The sequence below is a fragment of the Fibrobacter sp. UWCM genome (genome assembly GCF_900129735.1).
In the GTDB taxonomy this organism is placed as follows: domain Bacteria; phylum Fibrobacterota; class Fibrobacteria; order Fibrobacterales; family Fibrobacteraceae; genus Fibrobacter.
Window position 1 is genome coordinate 1 of record NZ_FQWR01000025.1, and the last position, 19,119, is coordinate 19,119.

Below are 19,119 nucleotides of genomic sequence, written 5' to 3' on the forward strand. Positions count from 1 at the left end.
TAGTTGACTTTTGCCATTGTTTTACCTTTTTGGGGTTGCGCAATGAATATAGTAGCTTATGCTACCCTCTTATTAAACTCCTGCATGGTCCAGTTTTGGGTTTTGCTCCGTTGATAAAACTGAGGGGCAACATTTTGTCGTAAGGGACTCCGTCTTTATCCACATTCTCGTTGTAAAACAGAATGATGTCTGAAGGCTTGCCGTCACGTCCCGCACGGCCAATTTCCTGATAATAATGGATTGGAGATTGAGGCATTTGCGTGTGGATGATAAAACGAATGTCTGGTTTGTCAATGCCCATTCCCAAAGCATTCGTTGCGACAATAGCCTTCCAGCGGTTTTCTTTAAGCCCCTGTTCTATCCGAATCCGGTCTTCGCCCTCCAAAGAGGCGTTATACATTTCAGCATCTATTCCTACAAACTTCAACCAGTCCGCATATACTTGCGTGTTGACGCGAGTTCCCGTATAAATAAGGCCAGAACCATCGCAATGCTGCAAGTATTCTGCAATGCGGATTTTCTTTTCATTTTCTGATTTAACCTTAACAACAAATAGCCGTAAATTTTCTCGCAAAAGGTCTCCGCGCAAAACGGTCATGTTCTCGCCTATTTGCTCCTGGATGTCGTATTGAACTCGTTTGGTCGCCGTTGCCGTCACGGCCAACACGGGAACATTTTTCGGCAAGATATTGACAAGATCGACAATTCTCCTGAAATCCGGTCTAAAATCGTGGCCCCACTGAGAAATGCAATGAGCCTCGTCAACAACGACCATGGCCACCTTGATTTCACGGACGGTTTCCTGCCACGATATATTGCCTTGACGTTCCGGAGCGATATACAGAATCTTAATTTTCCCGTTCTTTGCTTCTTCCAGAATCTGTTCATTTTCTTCAGGAGTCTGGTTCGAGTTGATGCACTTAGCGACAATCCCCTTCTCGTTGAGAGAATTCACTTGGTCGCGCATCAAGGCAATCAATGGGGAAAAGACAATTGTGAGGCCATCAAGTTGTGTTGCAGGGAACTGGTAACAGAGAGACTTGCCAAAGCCAGTCTTTTGAATCATCAAGACGCGTTCATTATTTAAAATTTTTTCAATCGCCACCCACTGTGCGTCGTGAAAATGGGCGAATCCAAAGATTTCCTTTAACTTTTGCTCAGCTTCTTGACGGTTCATTTTTCACTCCCATATTTTTTACCAAATGACCATTTTTTCGCAAAAAGCCCAAACTTTTGGTTAAACGTATCGAATTCGGTACGTTTAAAACAGATGTCATCTGGTGAAGTCACAAATTGTGACTTCATGATCACCATATTGCCAATGCCGGCAAAATGGTCCCCAAATGTTTTGTTGACGCCAACAAGACATTCCCTTTTTTCGCACACAACCATCATGCTCTTTACACCTTCTCCAAAATATCAGCGATAAACTTGGAATCCAACAATTCAAAAGCAAAGCACTTCTTGCCCAAATCCTTCAGCGATGCTCCAATATGGTACAGAATTTTCCCGTCAATGATCATAAAACGGTCATGCATCTTTTCTGTATATTTCAAATCAAGTTGCGGATACTGCTCGTTGAATTTCTTCACATCCTGCTCTTTCAATTTTGCCTTTGAAGACGTGTAAACCTTTACCGCGACTCCTTCTTTTTTCGTCACGAGCCGTTCAAGAACAGACAAGTCAACATAGCCATCAATCAACACAATTTCTTTTTTTGCTTGAGCAATAAAATTTTCAAATTTTGCATACGCATCGAAAATTTGGCCTTGAAAAAAGATTCCCTGGGTATTATCAATTGAATATTTGTCCATTCGGCAAAACAGCTCGTTTATTTTCTTGTCTGATTCAACCTGACGCATTTCAAGTGAATCAAGGCGGTTAAAAACCTGTGCATTTGCCAACAAGAACTTCCGCATGGCAACAAAGGCTTTCATAATCTGGACACTAGCTTTCACTGCCGTTTCACTTTTCAACACCGCAGAAAGCATCGCGACGCCCTGCTCGGTAAAAACATAGGGCATATATTTAATGTTCGAACCACGTTTTTTTTCAATGTTCAAGGTCGCAAATTGCGACCTTGAACGATTATCGAAAGGCAATGCCGTTGTTTGCGACATTAAATCCTGAAGTTCTACAACTGACAGCTGGAAACAGAATTCTTTCGGAAAACGCTCAATATTACGTTTGACTTGCTCATTCAAACGTTTAGTTTCAACGCCATACAATTCTGCTATATCGCGGTCAATCATCACCTGTTGACCACGCACAGCAACAATTTTGTTCTGTATTACGGAGATTTCGTTTTCCATTTTCTCCTATCCCCGCTTAATCTCCTTCAGTTTTTGGGCCATCTGCTTACGGACTTCGGCAAGTTCCTTTTCAAGACGGTCGATATCCTTCTGCACCGCATCCACATCAATGGGAGCCTCCTCTTCGAAGGTATCTACGTAGCGCGGGATGTTCAGATTGTAGTCGTTTTCCTTGATTTCGTCGAGCGTCGCCACGTAACTGTACTTTTCTTCGCCGCCAAAACTCAGGTCTTCAAGATACGTCTTGTAAGTTTCGACAATTTTTTCAACATCCTGTTCTCGGAGAGCATTCTGGTTCTTTCCCTTTTCGTAATGCTCGTCGCCGCTGGCATCGATGAACAACACGCGATTGCTGGCACCACGACTTTTGCGGAATACTAGAATGCACGCAGGAATACTCGTTCCATAGAATAGGTTCGCCGGGAGCCCGATAACCGCATCCAGGAAGTTGAATTTTTCGATAATTGTCTGGCGGATTTTGCCTTCGCTTGCACCACGGAACAGCACGCCATGCGGAAGCACAATGCCCATGCGGCCCGTTGCGTCGTCGAGGCTATGGAGGAAATGCATCACGAAGGCGTAATCACCCTTGGATGTCGGCGGAACGCCCCAATCAAAGCGCTTATACGGATCGAGATCGGCAGACATTTTCTGTTTTTTTTCATTTTCAGCAGCTTCGCCCAAGAAGCCGCTGTCCCATTTGTCCAAGGAGAACGGCGGGTTGGCCACAATGCACTGGAATTTCATCAGGTGGTCGTTTTCAATATTGCCCGGATTCGAGAGCGTGTCGCCCTGCCAAATCACGGCATCGTCAACACCATGCAGGAACATGTTCATACGGCAAAGAGCCCATGTCTGCATGTTCTGTTCTTGGCCGTAGATACGCGCCTTGCGGTTCTTGATTTGCGCAAACGCCTTGAGCAACAAGCCTCCGCTTCCGCAGGTGCCGTCGTAAATGCGGTCGTTTTCCTTGGGCTTCACCAAGCGCGCGACAAGTTCTGACACCTTGTTCGGGGTGTAAAATTCGCCGCCCTTCTTGCCCGCATCCGATGCAAAGTTTGCAATCATGTATTCGTAGGCATCGCCGATAATATCGGCATTGTCCAACTGCGACGGGCGCAGGTCAAGGTCCTTGAAATCTTCCAGCAGGTTCTTGAGGGTCGCGTTCTTTTCCTTGGGCTCACCAAAGTCAACCGTGGAGTTGAAGTCGATGGCGCGGAAAACGTCGTGCAGCTTGGCGCTGTTGTTGTTTTCGATTGCCGCCAATGCCACGTTGATTTTTTGGCCAATCTGGTTGTCGTTCCTCTTTTCGTAGAGGTGATCGAACGTGGAGGATTCATCCATCACAAAACGCTCGCGGCTCATGGCTCGTTCTACGCGTTGTTTGTCGCCCTTGTACTGCTTCTCGTATTTTTCGCGGGTTTCCTTATACACGTCGCTCAAGTATTTCACGAAGAGCATGGACAGGATGTAGTCCTTGTAGCGGGAACTGTCGATTTTACCGCGGAAGCTGTCACATGCATTCCAGAGGACTTTTTCGATGTTTTGTTTTGTCGTCATTGCTATTTTCCTTTACTTAAACTTTTGTACGCATTGGCCATTATCGCCATGTTCAGTTCCGCTTTCGCCTTCGCGAGTTCAGAAAGCAGGGCCTGTTCCCGTTCCGAAAGCTTCAGGATTGCACCGATCAACCGCTGCTTTTCTAGCGGGATGATGTCGATTTTCAAATCGTTGAAGAAACTGGAATTGATTGTGCCGAACGCGATGGTTCCGCTTACATTCTGGTAGATTTGCTTCAAAGTGGATTGCTGGCGCAAAATCCACAGCGCATAAGCAGGATCCACCTTCGACTTGTCAACGCGGATGATAGCGAAATGGGAGGGCACCACATAGCCGGTCGATTCTTTGTTGACCAAGGCCGCCGTGTAGGGGGCACTGAGACGAACCAGGATGTCGTTCTGCTGGGTCAAAAACTCCGGTTTCAGTTCGTCGTTGGCCGCATACGGTTCGGCAAGGCCCACGTCCAAGACGCCCGGCTCCTTGATGCAGCGCAGGCTGAGCAGGCGATATTCCCGAAAATCGCCGTTTTCGGGCCCTTTTGCCTGTTTTCGGGCCGTAACCAGCCCTGTTCTTATGTTCGAAACGTCCTTTAAAAACATTTTGCAATGGTTAATTTGTGATTTTATAATGGTAATATAAGTTATTTCAGCCAAGAATGCAATAGTTTTTTGAAGATTTTTTTGTTATGGAGAATTTGTGATTAAGAGAAATCGAGAATATTACCGCGATAAATATCAGAGATGGAAAATTTGAACGCGTTCGGCGACACGCAGGAGGAGGCCCTCAGGCAGGCGAAGGATGCCTTCGACGGCGCGATGGAATGCGACCTGGATCTCGGCAACACGATGATTCTCCCCAAAACAATGCCCGATTCCGACAAGGGGCTCTACCCGGTCGAGCTTTCCCCGCGAATCGAGATTGCATACAAACTATTCGAAGCGCGCAGGGGACAAAAGAAGAGCGAGGTGGCGCGTCGCGCAAACATCACCCCGCAAGCGTACCAGCGTTTCGAGACTCCGAAGGGCTCGCCTTCCGTCGAAACGCTCTACAAGCTGGCACACGCCCTCGGCAAACAGCTCGTGGTCGAGTTCGTGTAATTACGGCATCTGAAACACCATCCCTATTGCACTCTGCAGAAAGATTATTTATATTTATCTCGATAATTCGACAATCCTCGTGACAGTCGGCATAGGCCTCTGGCCCGTACGTGCATCCGCGACGAGGCGCATCAACCTTCTTGTCGATGTTGTTGGATAGCTGGCAGGAACACGACCTGCTCGAGTGTGCGACGAAAGCCGCGCCAGGTAACGCCGGGGAAGGCCCCCGCCAACAACACCGCAAGAGCATCCCCCCCAAGAATACAAAAACACCCTATTTTTCAACAATCTGTTGAAAAATGTGTTGAACCTACTCTACAACCTTATCAAGAAACATAACGAAAAATGACAAATGACTTGACTTATAACTTTAAAAAAAGTATATTATGTGCAAGAAAACCTTGCACGCCTCTTAACAATGCGCACCCAGCGAGGTTCTTTTTTTATTTGGAGGCACGATGACCTCCAAAATCTACAACAAACCACCCCTGACATTAGAACAGCAAGCAGAACTACTTCTCAATCTGGTTGTAGATGCCTTAGGCCATATTGAAATCGCTGTTCGATCACAATTAGCCTATCAAATGGCTATCACATACGGTTCGCGATGGTATGAAGACCCAACTCTATGCCATAGCGAAAGGTTATTTTCCGAAAATCTAACAGAGCTTAAAAAACATTGGCAGCGTTCACGCGAAGTATTTAAGCAACATTACGAAAGTGAATACGATACTGCCGTATCGCCACCAGCATGGATGATCTTCGAAACTACAACTTTCGGTACCGTGTCAAAGATTTTCTCCAATCTGAACAACAACATTGCCGCTAAAACAAAAATCGCCACATACTTTGGTTTTAACAAGTCTTCAATAAAGGTTTTGACAAGTTGGTTTCAGCACCTGAATCTAGTCCGTAACATTTGTGCACACTATTCAAGACCGAATCTATCTATCAATATGCATCATTATAACTCTACTTGATATTTGTTCCCCGAAACACGATTTCAAGAACAAGCTGAAATCGATTATGAAAATGATTCGACCAGAACAATTGCCCTCTCTAGGGTTTCCAGAAGATTGGCAGAAACAGGATTTATTTCAATGCTAATTAGAGTTGCCCATCCCCCGTCCCCTTGACATTTCCCCGCAAATAAGCGATATTAAAAGTATGCAGAATAAAATCAATTATAGAGAATTGAATGTCAGCGTGTTCAACGACACGGCGGAACGTTGCCGCACAAACGCGCGGCTCCGCGAGTCCATCGCGCAGTCAAGGCGGACGCAGAAGTTTACGGGCGAACGCGAGGGCGTCGCCATCGACAGCCGAAACATCCATGCGGAGCGGGCCAAGGTCGTCGTTTCGCAGAAGCGCACGTTCGAGGCGGCGCAGGCGTATGCGGGCACCAGGGTCGCGGTGCTCAACTTCGCCTCGGCATCGCACCCGGGCGGTGGCGTCACGACGGGTGCAGGCGCACAGGAAGAATGCCTCTGCAGGTGTTCCACCCTGTACAGCTGCCTTACCGACCAAAAGATGTGGGAACTCTTCTACGAGCCGCATTGCCGCAACAGAACCGCATTGCATACCGACGACTGCATCTACACGCCGGGTGTGACCGTGTTCAAGACCGATGTCTCGGCCCCCGAACTGCTAGGCGAAACGGACTGGTACAACGTGGATGTCATCACGTGCGCGGCACCGAACCTGCGCTATGGAGATGTCAACATTACGGACGAGGCGCTCAAGCAGCTGCACACCAAGCGGCTCCGCCGCATCCTGGATATCGCCATTTTGAACAAAGTAGAAAACATCGTGCTGGGCGCGTTCGGCTGCGGGGCATTCATGAACGACCCGAAGGTCGTGGCGGCTGCCTCTGCCGAGGTTATCAAGGACTACCTTTTCGCCTTCAAGACCATCGAGTTCGCGGTATTCTGCCGCCCCGGATTTGAGCAGAACTACAGGGAATTCTGCAATTATCTTGGGTCGGAATAGTTCATGACGCAACGAAGGTTGTACAGGTTATCCTTTCTTGAATTCGGGAAATCATCCACCCAAATTGACCCTCCCCAGAAAGTCACTGCACTTGCGATAGTGCAAGTAAAGGGATCGTTGTCTTCTTCAACGAGCCAGAAACCACTTCGATCCCCAATCAAATGCATGTTGAAGCCATTGGAAAGGCCGTCAGCACCGTAAGCTTCACAATAGTTATCACGGCTTCCGTCTTCTTTTAACATATCCTCCTGAACCACCGAAGAACAGAAATACTCGCTTTCGTATCCATGTTCCAGAAGTCTGCGCAAACTTTTTTCCAATGCCAAAGCTTCTTTTGCGGAAGGGACATGCCACCCGGGCGGACAAAGCCCCTGGAATCCTGTCGTATCTCTGATGGCCAGCCACTTGCGATCGTAGTCGTGTCCTTTACCCATCGCTTCGGACCAGGTATAAAGGCATTCATCCCCAATACCTTTTTCACAGAGGGTGTCTTCGGGCGAATACTTCATGTTCTCCGCCATCCAAATCTGATCTCCGAATTTAATGACTTTATATGTACTAGAATCGCGCGGATCGATAATGGTCGAATCCTCGTTGATTATAGTAGAGAGCACTACAGACGAACTGCTTTCTGGCACAGTCTCGCTAGACGTGATTTCTTCTGATGAAGAACTTGGCAATGGTTCTTCTTTTGCGCCCGATGACGAATCGTCCCCGCACGCAATCAGGGTAACGGCCAAAATGGAGCAAGCGGCAAATAAAGGATAAAATTTCATCTGTAACTCCCTATGTTAAAGCGTTTAGTATTTTAAATATACATTCTTGTTGGGAACAAAGTCTACGCCATACTCAACCGGCACCTTTCCAAGGAAACGCCCCTGCAAATCGAAAGCCTTCACCGAGCGAGACTTGAGGTCACGAGAATTGCGGACAACTTTCCTGAAAAGCGATGTCGTGCTACTCGAGCTCATTCCGTATTCGAACGCTCCGAGGTCGGGCGCTTCGCCCACAAACGGGAATCCCAAATTTTCGCCCTTGTCGATGGCTCGGCTTCCTTTCTTAAGTTTCAAGAATCCCACGTCGGGCAAACTTCCGTCAGCGTTACGCGGGCCCAAGATTCCCGCGATGGTCGAGAGGTCCTTGCCGGTGACGGTCATGCTCGGGTCGTCGAGACTTTCAAAATCGTCTTCTGTCAAGTCGAGATTCAGGTTCCATGTGTTGTTCTCGCCGGCGGGGCATTCCACATAACGGTCGATGTTCTGACTTGGTATATACTCCCAGCACTCCCCGACTTGCGAATTCTTGTTCGGGAAGGCAATGTTGTTCTTGAGCACGTGCGCGTTGTCACCGGTGAGGGGCGCCACCTCGGCAATGCGGTTCCCTTCGGAATCGAAGAGCGTCGATGCCATGGCAAATTCGCGGTCCTTGTTCATGTACGACGTGTTGTTGAGCCACTTGCTGCCCACGCCGGTGTAGTTCGCGTAAAAGCCCGTAGCCTTGTTTTTCCAGGCGGCGCAGAACTTGATGGTATGCCGCCCACCGCCGAGGGTACTCTCGCCCATCTTGATGCCGTGCCCGTTGCCGTTCTTCGGGTTTCCAAGTCCGTAGTCGCTGTAGCCGTTCCCCATGGCGTAGCAGTTTTCCAGCACCACGGGGAATTCCTGGTTAATGAAGTCGAAGCCGTCATCGCTGTTCCACCAGGAACGACACCCGATGAACTTGGTGGTATCGCCCTCGCCGGGTTTCTGGTAATGCGCGCCGAAGCCGTCGGCATTTTCGCCGTCACCCTGCCAGCCCAAGGGGTCGTAGTTGTCGTGCGCGTCGCAGTTCAAGAAGATGTGTCCGCCGCCATCTGGCGCGCCGTCGTTCGCGAAGAATCCGGGACCCGCATTGTGGTGGCTATCAATCTGCTCCAAGAAAATGTGCTTGCTCGCGTAAAGGAAAACGCCGGAATTGGAATTGTGCTTCATGGGCGTGTTACGGACATCAAAACCCTTCAAGTGCAGATACTTCGCCGAAATCACGATGGGCGACGTGTACATCGCTCCCTCGGGCGTGCCGTCGCTATGGTCCGTGCCTGCGGCCACGGGGAGGTTCGCACCGTCAAAAATCGGACGCTCGCCCGGGTAGGCCAGGTAATGGATGCGGTTGTCGTCGCTCTCGCCGCTTGCCGTGAGGACGATTGCCGCAGTCATCTTGTACCGCGCGAAAAAGACCGTATCGCGCAGGTCATAGATGCCACCGCGCACCCACACGGTATCGCCCGCATGCACCACGGTATTCGCCTTGTTGAGCGTGGCGAAGGGTTTTGCTTTTGTACCGGCGTTGTTGTCGTTGCCGTCAGTGGCCACGTAGTAAACGGCTCCGAAAGATTGCAGCGCCGCGAATGCGAGCGAGAATGCAAATACTCTACTGTTCCATTTTTTCAGGCGCATGTCCGACTCCGCGAATTGTCCTAATCCACAAAAAAGCACGGGCAAAGCCCGTACTCACGAATATACACTAATTTTCGGCAACCCGGTACAGCACCGCAAAAGAAACGGCGAAATTACTTGAAAATAGCCTCGATATCGGCGCGGCTCAGGTAGGCGCGTTCATTCAGGGCCTCTGCAATCTTGCAGAGTGGCTTCTGGCAGGCCATCAGGATGTTGTAATCCTGCTCGACCACGTTCGTCTCGGCCAGCTGAAAATAGTAGCACGCCGCCTGGAATTTCTGGTAATCCGGATCGCTCTTGTAGAGCTCCATAGGCAGTTCCTTCATGACGGTATCGAGGTCGCACTTGAAATCCTTGCGCATCAGGAATTCCGCGATATGGCCCGCCATCGCGATATGCGCGTCGCCCTCGAGTTCCGTACCCGCGATGTGCGTGGTGCCCGGCTGCTCCCTGGAATTGTTCATCTTCACGTAATCCAGCGGGCGCTTGAACAGGAACGCGACAAGCGCGTGGCCCGCCTCGTGATTGCACAACTTCTTGAATTCCTCTTCCCCGAAAAACTGCACCAGCGATTCATGCGTCAAGACTTGTTCCGGCATTGCGAAACTCCTTTTTTAGCCGGATAAAATATATGAAAATTACAGGCGTTCACCATTCAGCGTGTTATTGACAAAGCGCGTCCTTTCCTTATTATTTGCATCGAAGTATACCGGAAGCGCAGACAATTCCCCCACAACGTCACCCGAACAACGGAAGGAACAATTTTCAAAGTCCCCCGAAGCTTCTATCATAATAGCTGCGGCACACTTTGTGTAATCTATCTTGCAGTTATTGAACGTCCCATGCGCCCCAGCATCTATACGTAGCGTAACGCAGTTTTCGGAAAACATCTGGCAATTGACAAACGAGCACTGCGCAAAATGCCACAGCGACACACTCGGTTCATTTTCTCCACGGAACGAGCAGGCCTTAAAAGAGGCCGACGGAAATTCGCCCGACAAGAAATGACTTTTGGTATTTCCTTTAACCAGCACGCCTTCTTCAAAGACGCAGTTTTCGAAAGTTGATTCACCTTCACAGATTTCAACTTTTTCCGTAAAGACCTGACCTATGTATTTCCCCGGAGCCATATTCCCTCGCCGCATTGTGGTTCAACCATAAATATACATTATATTTACGTCATAAAATGACATAAATAGTATTCTTTCGTTCCTGCTTACCTAAAAAATTATTGCATAGATAAACAGGAACATCAAGAATATCCCTGTAAGGCAGCCGCCGCACATGGCTATTTCCCGTTGCAGTTGCCGCGCTTTGCGTAGTCGGCATCGACGTTTGCCTTCCACTGGCGGGTGTTCTTGCGGTTGTTACGGATGTCGCTCATCAGGCAGCATTCCGCCTCGTACATCATCTTGATTCCCGCGCCGTCGTTCACGTAGTTTGTAGCGCGATCCTCGTCAATGCCGAAGTTCCTTGCGGTTTCGATGGCGTCGATGTTTGCACCGAGGAAGATGAATTCCCAGCCGTACTTCTGCTTCTGGCGTTCAATCATCTGCTTCACGCGTTCGGCGGTGTACTTGCGGCTCGAATTCTCGTAGCCGTCGGTAGTGATGACGAAGATGGTCTTTTCGGGGCGGTCTTCGTCGCGGGCGTACTTGTGCACGTTGCCGATGTGGTGAATTGCCCCGCCGATGGCGTCAAGGAGCGCGGTGCAGCCACGGGCGTAGTATTCCTTTTCGGTGAGCGGCGCAATGTTGGCAAGCGGGGTGCGGTCGTGGAGCACTTCCATTTCGGTGTCGAAGAGGACGGTAGAGACATACGCCTCGCCCGTCTCCTGTTTTTGCTTGTCGATGGTGCCGTTGAAGCCCCCGATAGTATCCTTTTCGAGCCCGCTCATGGAACCGCTGCGGTCCAGGATAAATACGATTTCGGTGAGTCCCTGTTTCATGATTGCCTCCGTGCCGCTATTCGTGCGGCTTAGGTAGTGGTCGCTGGCTTGGTGCGTTCGCACCTTCACATTTGCGACCGGTTAACGATGGCAATAATAGATGTTACAGGAGGCGTTTTGGTCGCCTGACAGGCGACATTTTAAATTGGCGTTTTTGAGCGAATTTTGGCAGTTATACGCCTAGAGTCGGCAACCCGAACTTGAAAAGCATGTTATTGATTTCCCAGATATCGTACATTCCGCGCTCGATAAAGTACGAAACGACCAGGTCGCCCCTGTTGGAGGGCGAAAGCGCAAGTTCCGCACGGGCAAGCAAATCGACCGTCTCGTCCATGTTCAGGTGGAGCGCGATGGCGAGCGCGAGGGCAGTCTTCTTGGTGGGCTTGTACTTCACATTGCTGCGGATTTTCGAGAAATGCTTGCGATCGAGATTTGCCTTCTTGTAGACTTCCACGTCGTCCAGGTTCTTTTCGTGAATGAGATTGAACAGTTTGTCGCAGAAGGTTTCGCCGGGTTTCGCGAGAATGTCATCGAGGCTTGCCGAGCCCTTTTCTGCATCCTCTTTGGGCTTGGCACAGGCAAGCGACATGGAGCAAATGCGCGGTTCCCCGTCAGGAATCTGTGGCGATTGCAGGGCCATGTTTTCGCATTCCAGGGCCTGGTCTTTGCATTCAGCAGCTTCGTCAAGAGCCTCGTCGCCCCATTTCTCAAACGCATCGTACCGCTCTACATCGAAAACGTTGCGACCTTGCCAGCGCCGCCTTGCATACCTGCGCACGTCGCCGTATTTATCTTGTACGTAATTATCGTCGATAAACGCCTGGATATCGCTGTACAAATCCTCGGAAACTTCGAACGCCTTGCGGTCAAAAACCACAAGCGTTACCATCATTTCGTTTGTCTGCAAGAACTCGCCGATAGCCTGCGTCGCAATCCTTACGGCATAATCCTTCGGGAAACGGAACACACCGCTGGAAATAAGCGGGAAGGCGATGGACTCACAACCCAGTTCCTTCGCCTTCTCGAGGGCATTACGGTAGCAACCCGCAAGCGCAAGCATTTCGCCGGACTTGCCGCCCATCCACTTGGGGCCCACGGTATGGATGATGTACTTCGCGTCCAGCGCGAACGCGGGCGTCACCGCCACCTCGGCAACATCCAGCGGGCCGACCTGCTCGCGGGCCTTCAACAAATCTTTGTGGCCTGCGGCCTCGTAAATCTGGTATTCGGTACCGCCCCCGCAAACAGGTTGCCTATTCGCGGAATTTACGATGGCGTCGGCCTTGACCTTGGTAATGTCGTTGCGTACAATCTCGAGGGGCATTACTTACTTTTCTTGTAGCGCTCGATGCATTCCTGGTAAAAGTCGTACGTCTGCTTGGCGATAGACTTCCAGCTGAACACATCTACGGCACGCTTGCGGCTCACCTCGCCCATCTTCTTCGCGAGTTCCGGGTCTGCGAGAACCTTGTTTAGCTTGTTCGCAAAGTCGGTCTGGAAGGCCTTCGGGTCGGCAGGCTCGAAATCCGTCTCGGACACGTGCTTGAGCGGCACCAGGAATCCGGTTTCGCCGTCCACGATAATCTCGGGAATCCCGCCCACCGCAGAACCCACCACCGGGGTCCCGCAGCTCATCGCCTCGAGGTTGATTATCCCGAACGGCTCGTAGAGCGAGGGCGTGGCAAACACGGTCGCATGGCTGTAGAGCACGCGGAGTTCCTCGTGCGGGACGGCTTCCTGAATCCACACCACGCCGTCGCGGGAGGCCTGGACCTTTTCGATAAGCGACTTGCATTCCTCGGCGAGTTCCACCGTATCGGGAGCACCCGCACAGAGCACCACCTGCGCCTTCTTGTCGATTTGCGGAATGGCCTGGATAAGCTGGCTAATGCCCTTCTGGCGCGTAATGCGGCCCACGAACAGCACGTAGGGGCGGTTCGGGTCCACGCCCCACTTCTCGAGGATACCCGCATTGAACGTCGGCGCGTAGAATTCCGGGTCGATGCCGTTGTAGATAACCTTCACGCGGTCCTCGGGCACGCCATAGAGCTTCATCACGTCGCGCTTCATGCCCTGGCTCACCGCAATCACGCCGTCGGCGGCCTCGTATGCGGTGCGTTCAATCCAGCAGCTCATGGCATAACCGCCATCGCCCAGCTGCTCCGCCTTCCACGGGCGGTGCGGTTCCAGCGAGTGCGTGGTGAGGATTAGCGGGCACTGCAGAAGGCGACTCGCGAGCACGCCACCGAAGTGGCTGTACCAGGTGTGGCAATGGATTACGTCGATATCCTTGAGGGTAGCGGCCCACTGCAGGTTGATATCGAGCGGCTTGAAAATCTTCTGGAAGCGGTCGTCGGCTGGGTCCAGGCCCAGCTTGCGCGAAAACCCGATTGCACGGACATTGTCCTCGTCGACATCCTGGCTCCCGAAGCAGCGCGCCTCGATGTGACAAAGTTTCGAAAGCTCCTGCGTAAGGAACTTGACGTGGATACCTGCACCGCCGTAAATTTCCGGCGGAAACTCGTTAGTAAGAATTGCTGCGTTCATGAAGGAACTCCTTTTCACCAATAATTATACAAAAACACCCCGCCTGTGGGGCGAGGTGCTTGGAGTGAGTGTGGAAATTCTTAGAAGTTCTTGCACTGGCCTTTCCACTTGCCATCGTAGCCGGCAATATTGCCGTCGATATACTTGCCGCTCGTGCCGACAAAGTCAGCCTTGCGCCATTCCTCGCCACCGAGGTGCCAGCGCATCCAGGCAACCGTCGCAGCCATGCCGTCCCAGGAACCGGAACCGTGACCGTAACCGCATTCCCTGCGGCCAGGGGAAACTTCGTAGCATTCGGTACCCTTGCCGCCCGTCATCTGGATAAGGCATGCAGGCGCCTTGACATTCGCGTTGTTGTAATCGTTCTCGGCGTTGCCGCGTTCCATGCCGCCTTCACCGTAGAGGATAGCGATAGTCCGGTCGGTCGCCACCTTCATGGCACCGGCTCCGCCCCAGTCTCCGCTGTTGTTGAGGAACGCGGTAAGCACGCGCCTGTCCTTGATGAGGGCCTGTTCGGATTCGAGACCGCCCATGGAGTGACCCGAGCAACCGACCGTATTCATGTCGAGCTTGCCAAACAGCGGGCTATTCGAGTCCTTGTTCAGCCCATCCAGCCAGTCGAGAGCCTTGATGGCCTGGGTCGCATTGCCCGGAGATTCCTTGAGGGCAATCACCACAAAACCGTGGGAGGCAAGACGGCGAATCATGCCCTCGTATGCACTCGGCTGAGTACCACCACCCGGGCCCCACACCACAATGGCGTGCTTCTGGTCTGGATTGTCGGTCAGACGCTTGGGATATGCGAGGATTCCTTCCCCATCCCAGCCTGTCCTTGTCTTGTACTCAACTTCCATATAGTTTTTTTCTTCTTCCTTGTCGTTCGCGAGGAAAATTTTCGGAACGGCGGGCTTCACTTCTTCGCTGGAAGAAGAAACGACCTTCGCTTCGCTAGAAGAGGACTGCGGCTTCACCGTTTCGCTAGAAGCAGGTATGACCGTTTCGGAACTAGCCGGGGTGACATCCGCACTGGAAGCAGGATTCACATCTGCGCTGCTCGTCGGGTTTGCAACCGGATTTGTTCCGGGGCCGCAAGCATCGGGCAAACTAGAGGCCACGCAAGGGTCAGCCCAAGGATCAACTTCGCCACCACCGATAATATCGGTAGAGCTGCTGGAAGCAAGAGTCGGGTCGACATCACCCACCTGGGCGGGGTCGGCCATGCCCGAGGAACTGAGGAGGCTCGGGTCGGCACCGTGCTGCTGGGCATCGGCCGCAGCGGCGGAAACGGTAGATTCGTCGCAGTTGACAACGGCAAGGGCGGCGCCAACAACCACGAGGCCCTTCGCCAGATTCCTGAAGAATCGAGATTTCATTGTATTACTCCTTGATTTACTCCGTAACCGCATATAAAGATACCTTGCAAAAAAAGGAAAAACTCGCGGTTTTCGCGAGTTTCTATGGACAATAAATCCAAAAGGGGCTGTTTACCGGGGCGCGTAGATGCGCGACATGAACTCGGCGCGGGTCTTCTCGTCGGTCTTGAAACGGCCCAAGAGCTGGGTCGTGACCATCGTGGCGCCGGGCTTCTTTACCCCGCGCATGGTCATGCACATGTGGGATGCCTCAAGCACCACGGCGACTCCCTTCGGGTTCAGTTCCTTCTGGATGAGTTCTGCAATCTGGCGGGTCATGCGTTCCTGGATTTGCGGGAAGCGGGCATAGAATTCCACCACGCGCGGAATCTTGGAAAGGCCCACCACGCAGTCGCCCGGAATGTAGGCCACGTGGGCCTTGCCCGTAAACGGCAGAAAATGATGTTCGCACATGCTCGCGAACTCGATATCCGGCACGATAATCATCTCGTCGTACTTCTCGTGGAAACGCGTCTTGAGAATGTCTTCGGCACGCATCTCGCCCGAAAGGCCGGTCATGAGCTCGGCATACATCTTCGCGACACGCTTCGGCGTATCGAGCAAGCCTTCGCGGTTCGGATTCTCGCCCATGCCGGTGAGAATCATCCGGAAGCCGTCTTCCATCATCTTCAAGTTCATGCGGGCAAAGATAGAAAAATTACCGGATATCAACTCTCACCAAGGCGCCAGCGCCCTTGGCAATATATATACCGTGCGGAATGTTTTCGAGCGACATGCCGTTTATCGCGGTGCGGACAAGCGTTCCGTTCAGGTTGAACAGCCTAATCTCGCCCGCAGATTCCAGGCGGTTGCCCACGCGCAGAATCCCGGGGGTCGCACGCGCCAAACCCTCACCCAACTGCGCGCCGTTCACGATTCCCGTCGTTTCGCCGCCGTTCACGTAGTCGCCGAGCCCGTAGGCACTGCGCATAATCTTCAGCACGTCCATGTCGAACACGGAGCCGTCCGGCGCGGATTGCCTGCGGATAATCGTCATGTTGTTTTCACCCTCGTGACCGGTATCCCAGGCGATGGGCACCACCTTGTTCTGTTTCGCGAGTTTCATCACGGCGTCGTAATAGGCAAGGCGGCCCTCGCGGTGCTTCGCGTAGTTGTCGCCCGTCAGCACGCCCACGCGGTCGTTCGCGCCGAACTCGCCGATAATCACGGGCACGCCCTTGTCCACAAAGTTCGTCTTCATCTTGCCGAACTGTTCCTGAATCTGCGCACTGGTGCACTTGTCGCCCATCGCGCCCGCCCAGGCGTTGTAACCGCAGTTGTGCACGATGTCTGCACCGGTCGCAAGGTCATCGCCCCAGTAGTATTGCGGATAAACTTGCGCGCCCCAGTCAACAATATCGTTCAAGAGTGTGTAGGTGTACGGGTCGTAAAAATGCACCTCGACCATCAGGCGGTTTTCAATCACGTCCTTCGGGAGCTTTGATACCGGCATCACCTCGGTCGTGCGGTCGATACTTGTGGAGGGCCCCTGGATTACGAGCGTGCGGCTCGCATTGTTGCCGCCCGTTGCGCGCACGGCATCCACGAACGTCTGGTGGTACTCCATCAGGATTTCCGTCTCGTGCCTGTAATTGTCGTCGGTTGTCGCGGGCTCGTTCGCGCTCGCAAAGAGCAGGTTCTCGTTATAGTCCTTGAAACGCGTCGCAATCTGCGTCCAGTAGGATTTCTGCTTCGCGTTCACCTCGTCCTTCTTTTCGTCCTTCAGGTTCTCCTCGAGCCAGCCACCGTCCCAGTGGATGTTCAGGACCGTCACGAGGCCAGCGCGCATGCACATATCCACCACCGTCTGCACCGAGTCCATCCAGCTTTCGTTGATGACGCCGTCCTTAGCGTGGCTGTCCCAGGCGCAGGGAATGCGTATGGTGCTGAACCCCGTCGCCTTCACCGAATCGATGTAGGCTTCTGTCGGGAACTTGTTGCCCCAGCCCGTGGGGTTGCCTGGAACTTCCATCGTGTTGCCGATGTTAATCCCGAAACCCATCTTGTTGAACATTTCGCCCGCAGTCGGGAGCGTTTCGGCATTCGCGAGCACAGCAAGCGACGCCGCGGAGAAGGAAGAGGCCAGCGCCGCAGTCCTGAGTCTGCTTTTAAGCATAACATCCCTTTAAGGCGTAAAGACGCCTTCACTTCAAACAACACCTGAAATATATATGGATTTACGGCCCGCGGGCGACCATCCGGCATTTTTTCCGTTGACAAGATGTCAATCTTGTACACAAATAATGTATTTTGGAATTATGACAACGCCAAATAACATTCCCGACCCGATGGCAGTACACCCGATTGCGGGCTACGACAAGGAAATCTACGTGAAGCCGACACTCAAGAACCCGAACATAGTCGTGGGCGACTTCACCTACATTGCCGACAGCGAGTTCGAAAGCCACGTGACTCACCTATACCCGTGGAACAACGACAAACTAGTTATCGGCAAGTTCTGCCAGATTGCTGCGGGAGTGGAGTTCGTGATGAACGGGGCAAACCACCAGATGAACGCGGTCTCGACTTTCCCGTTCTACACGCTCGCAGGCTGGGACATGAAGGCGCCCGCACCCGCAGACATGCCGCTCAAGGGCGACACGATTATCGGGAACGACGTGTGGATTGGCCAGAACGTAACGATACTCCCCGGAGTACATATCGGCGACGGTGCGATTATTGGCGCAAGCAGCGTCGTTGGCAGCAATGTGGAGCCCTACACGATTGTCGCAGGAAACCCGGTGCAATTTATACGCAAGCGTTTCGACGAAGAACTCACAAACCTGATGCTCGAATGGCGCTGGTGGGACAAACCCATCGAAGAAATAAACTCGCTTATCCCGGTACTCACGAGCAGCGACTTGACAGAAGTCAAGAGAAAAGTTAAAGAGATGCTTAATACCGCCTTTTCTGATATTGAGAGGAATACCCCAGAAGAAGAGTAAAAAATTTGGGGGCCAATTTTCATTCAAAAACAAATAATTGTTGACTTTCTACTAAAATTTTTGTATTTTTATTGAAAACAGGTCCCATTAAGGTGAAAGCGGGCTTCATGCCATGCGTTTCGATAGAAACCTAGCCTTATACGGGATCCGTTTTTTTATTTAGCGGAATTATATCGCAGACAAGACAAATCTTTTCCTTCAAGTAATTATAATAGCGAAAATCCCCTTTCTCGTATGCACGCTGAATAGTCCACAATACGTAGTCCGAAGCCTGCAATAGGGGACGCTCTTTAGACTGTTGGATAAAAATCCTGATGACACTCGGATTGTCCAAGCAACTTTTCGTCTTGAATCGCTCTATTGCAGAGTTTATGGCGCTTTGCATCGTGTCCTTACGAACAACGTTTCCAAGCGATGAAAAATAGCAATCGATTTCTGAATACAGATGCAATCGATTCTCTAACAAATTCTCAACTGCATACTTGTATATGGCGGCATCCTTAAAGTCAAACATATTTCTAAAGAAGGCTTCTTCTTTTTTCAGAACCACGCAGTAGTATGAAAAATCAAGTTTCTTCAGAAGGTGGAAAACCCTATCACGAACTTCAGCACAATCTTTGGCCGCATGAAATGATATTCGAGTCTTTTCCATGGACGGTATGCCCGCATACAATTCATCCTCGCAAATATCCTTATGTAGGTCGTTCAATGCCCGAGTGAGTTCCTGTGGTTTTGTAGTCTCCAGATACCCCACCATAAACATCTTGCTCGCCTCACCCTTCTCAATGAGATTAACACCCTTGCGTCCAAGAATCGCGGTATCCCCCGCTTCGTCAAAGTAATAATATGCCTTCGTTCGTCTCATTTTTTCACC

20 protein-coding genes are annotated in these 19,119 nt (G+C 51.5%); 4 read left to right on the top strand and 16 right to left on the bottom strand.

What is annotated here, in order from left to right; genetic code table 11:
- Window positions 1-61: 61 nt before the first annotated feature.
- From BUB22_RS13525 to BUB22_RS13545, 5 genes are read right to left on the bottom strand one after another with little or no spacing between them, the layout of a single operon-like run.
- The gene (locus tag BUB22_RS13525) at window positions 62-1,177 is read right to left on the bottom strand and encodes a RecQ family ATP-dependent DNA helicase (RefSeq protein ID WP_073115953.1); all 1,116 of its coding nucleotides are present in this window, start codon (window positions 1,175-1,177) and stop codon (window positions 62-64) included.
- Window positions 1,174-1,395 (bottom strand): hypothetical protein, encoded by a 222-nt coding sequence (locus BUB22_RS13530; RefSeq protein WP_073115955.1) that lies wholly within the window; start codon window positions 1,393-1,395, stop codon window positions 1,174-1,176. Before BUB22_RS13530 ends, BUB22_RS13525 begins: the two co-directional genes overlap by 4 nt.
- Before the next feature lie 5 nt (window positions 1,396-1,400).
- Window positions 1,401-2,312, bottom strand: coding sequence for an ORF6N domain-containing protein (locus tag BUB22_RS13535; protein WP_073115957.1), 912 nt, complete (start codon window positions 2,310-2,312; stop codon window positions 1,401-1,403).
- A gap of 6 nt (window positions 2,313-2,318) precedes the next feature.
- On the bottom strand, window positions 2,319-3,872 hold the full coding sequence (locus tag BUB22_RS13540) for a type I restriction-modification system subunit M (RefSeq protein WP_073115959.1): 1,554 nt from the start codon (window positions 3,870-3,872) through the stop codon (window positions 2,319-2,321).
- Between the two features lie 2 nt (window positions 3,873-3,874).
- Window positions 3,875-4,471 (bottom strand): restriction endonuclease subunit S, encoded by a 597-nt coding sequence (locus tag BUB22_RS13545; RefSeq protein WP_073115961.1) that lies wholly within the window; start codon window positions 4,469-4,471, stop codon window positions 3,875-3,877.
- A gap of 141 nt (window positions 4,472-4,612) precedes the next feature.
- On the opposite strand from BUB22_RS13545, the gene BUB22_RS13550 reads away from it, so the two are divergent.
- From BUB22_RS13550 to BUB22_RS13560, 3 genes are all read left to right on the top strand, one after another.
- Window positions 4,613-4,969, top strand: a complete 357-nt coding sequence (locus BUB22_RS13550; RefSeq protein WP_073115963.1) for a helix-turn-helix domain-containing protein — start codon at window positions 4,613-4,615, stop codon at window positions 4,967-4,969.
- A gap of 458 nt (window positions 4,970-5,427) precedes the next feature.
- Complete coding sequence (locus BUB22_RS13555; protein WP_073115965.1) at window positions 5,428-5,949, top strand: Abi family protein; 522 nt, start codon at window positions 5,428-5,430, stop codon at window positions 5,947-5,949.
- Window positions 5,950-6,136: 187 nt separating this feature from the next.
- Window positions 6,137-6,958 carry a TIGR02452 family protein gene (locus tag BUB22_RS13560; RefSeq protein WP_073116016.1) on the top strand — a complete coding sequence of 274 codons (822 nt, stop codon included), beginning with the start codon at window positions 6,137-6,139 and terminating at the stop codon, window positions 6,956-6,958.
- Here the strand turns inward: BUB22_RS13560 and BUB22_RS13565 are convergent.
- From BUB22_RS13565 to BUB22_RS13610, 10 genes are all read right to left on the bottom strand, one after another.
- Window positions 6,940-7,734 carry an FISUMP domain-containing protein gene (locus BUB22_RS13565; RefSeq protein ID WP_083535551.1) on the bottom strand — a complete coding sequence of 265 codons (795 nt, stop codon included), beginning with the start codon at window positions 7,732-7,734 and terminating at the stop codon, window positions 6,940-6,942. The genes BUB22_RS13560 and BUB22_RS13565 overlap by 19 nt on opposite strands.
- A 24-nt stretch (window positions 7,735-7,758) precedes the next feature.
- Window positions 7,759-9,393, bottom strand: coding sequence for a right-handed parallel beta-helix repeat-containing protein (locus tag BUB22_RS13570; protein WP_073115970.1), 1,635 nt, complete (start codon window positions 9,391-9,393; stop codon window positions 7,759-7,761).
- A 113-nt stretch (window positions 9,394-9,506) separates the two neighbouring features.
- Entirely contained in the window at window positions 9,507-9,992 is a 486-nt protein-coding gene (locus BUB22_RS13575) for a hypothetical protein (RefSeq protein ID WP_073115972.1), read from the bottom strand.
- A gap of 39 nt (window positions 9,993-10,031) precedes the next feature.
- Window positions 10,032-10,523: a hypothetical protein gene (locus tag BUB22_RS13580; RefSeq protein ID WP_073115974.1), complete on the bottom strand. Its 492-nt coding sequence runs from the start codon at window positions 10,521-10,523 to the stop codon at window positions 10,032-10,034.
- 158 nt (window positions 10,524-10,681) lie between these two features.
- Entirely contained in the window at window positions 10,682-11,341 is a 660-nt protein-coding gene (locus BUB22_RS13585) for a vWA domain-containing protein (RefSeq protein ID WP_073116018.1), read from the bottom strand.
- A gap of 172 nt (window positions 11,342-11,513) precedes the next feature.
- Complete coding sequence (locus BUB22_RS13590; RefSeq protein WP_073115976.1) at window positions 11,514-12,665, bottom strand: macro domain-containing protein; 1,152 nt, start codon at window positions 12,663-12,665, stop codon at window positions 11,514-11,516.
- Window positions 12,665-13,888 (bottom strand): glycogen synthase, encoded by a 1,224-nt coding sequence (glgA, locus tag BUB22_RS13595; RefSeq protein ID WP_072813364.1) that lies wholly within the window; start codon window positions 13,886-13,888, stop codon window positions 12,665-12,667. Before glgA ends, BUB22_RS13590 begins: the two co-directional genes overlap by 1 nt.
- Window positions 13,889-13,968: 80 nt before the next feature.
- On the bottom strand, window positions 13,969-15,261 hold the full coding sequence (locus tag BUB22_RS13600; RefSeq protein ID WP_083535552.1) for a poly(ethylene terephthalate) hydrolase family protein: 1,293 nt from the start codon (window positions 15,259-15,261) through the stop codon (window positions 13,969-13,971).
- A gap of 111 nt (window positions 15,262-15,372) precedes the next feature.
- Window positions 15,373-15,939, bottom strand: a complete 567-nt coding sequence (folE, locus tag BUB22_RS13605) for a GTP cyclohydrolase I FolE (protein ID WP_073116020.1) — start codon at window positions 15,937-15,939, stop codon at window positions 15,373-15,375.
- Between the two features lie 19 nt (window positions 15,940-15,958).
- Window positions 15,959-17,416, bottom strand: a complete 1,458-nt coding sequence (locus tag BUB22_RS13610; protein ID WP_073115980.1) for a glycoside hydrolase family 5 protein — start codon at window positions 17,414-17,416, stop codon at window positions 15,959-15,961.
- Between the two features lie 142 nt (window positions 17,417-17,558).
- Between BUB22_RS13610 and BUB22_RS13615 the strand changes: the two genes are divergently transcribed.
- Window positions 17,559-18,245, top strand: a complete 687-nt coding sequence (locus BUB22_RS13615; protein WP_073116023.1) for a CatB-related O-acetyltransferase — start codon at window positions 17,559-17,561, stop codon at window positions 18,243-18,245.
- Window positions 18,246-18,381: 136 nt separating this feature from the next.
- On the opposite strand, the gene BUB22_RS13620 is transcribed toward BUB22_RS13615, so the two are convergent.
- Window positions 18,382-19,110: a DUF3800 domain-containing protein gene (locus tag BUB22_RS13620; RefSeq protein WP_073115982.1), complete on the bottom strand. Its 729-nt coding sequence runs from the start codon at window positions 19,108-19,110 to the stop codon at window positions 18,382-18,384.
- Between the last annotated feature and the right edge of the window lie 9 nt (window positions 19,111-19,119).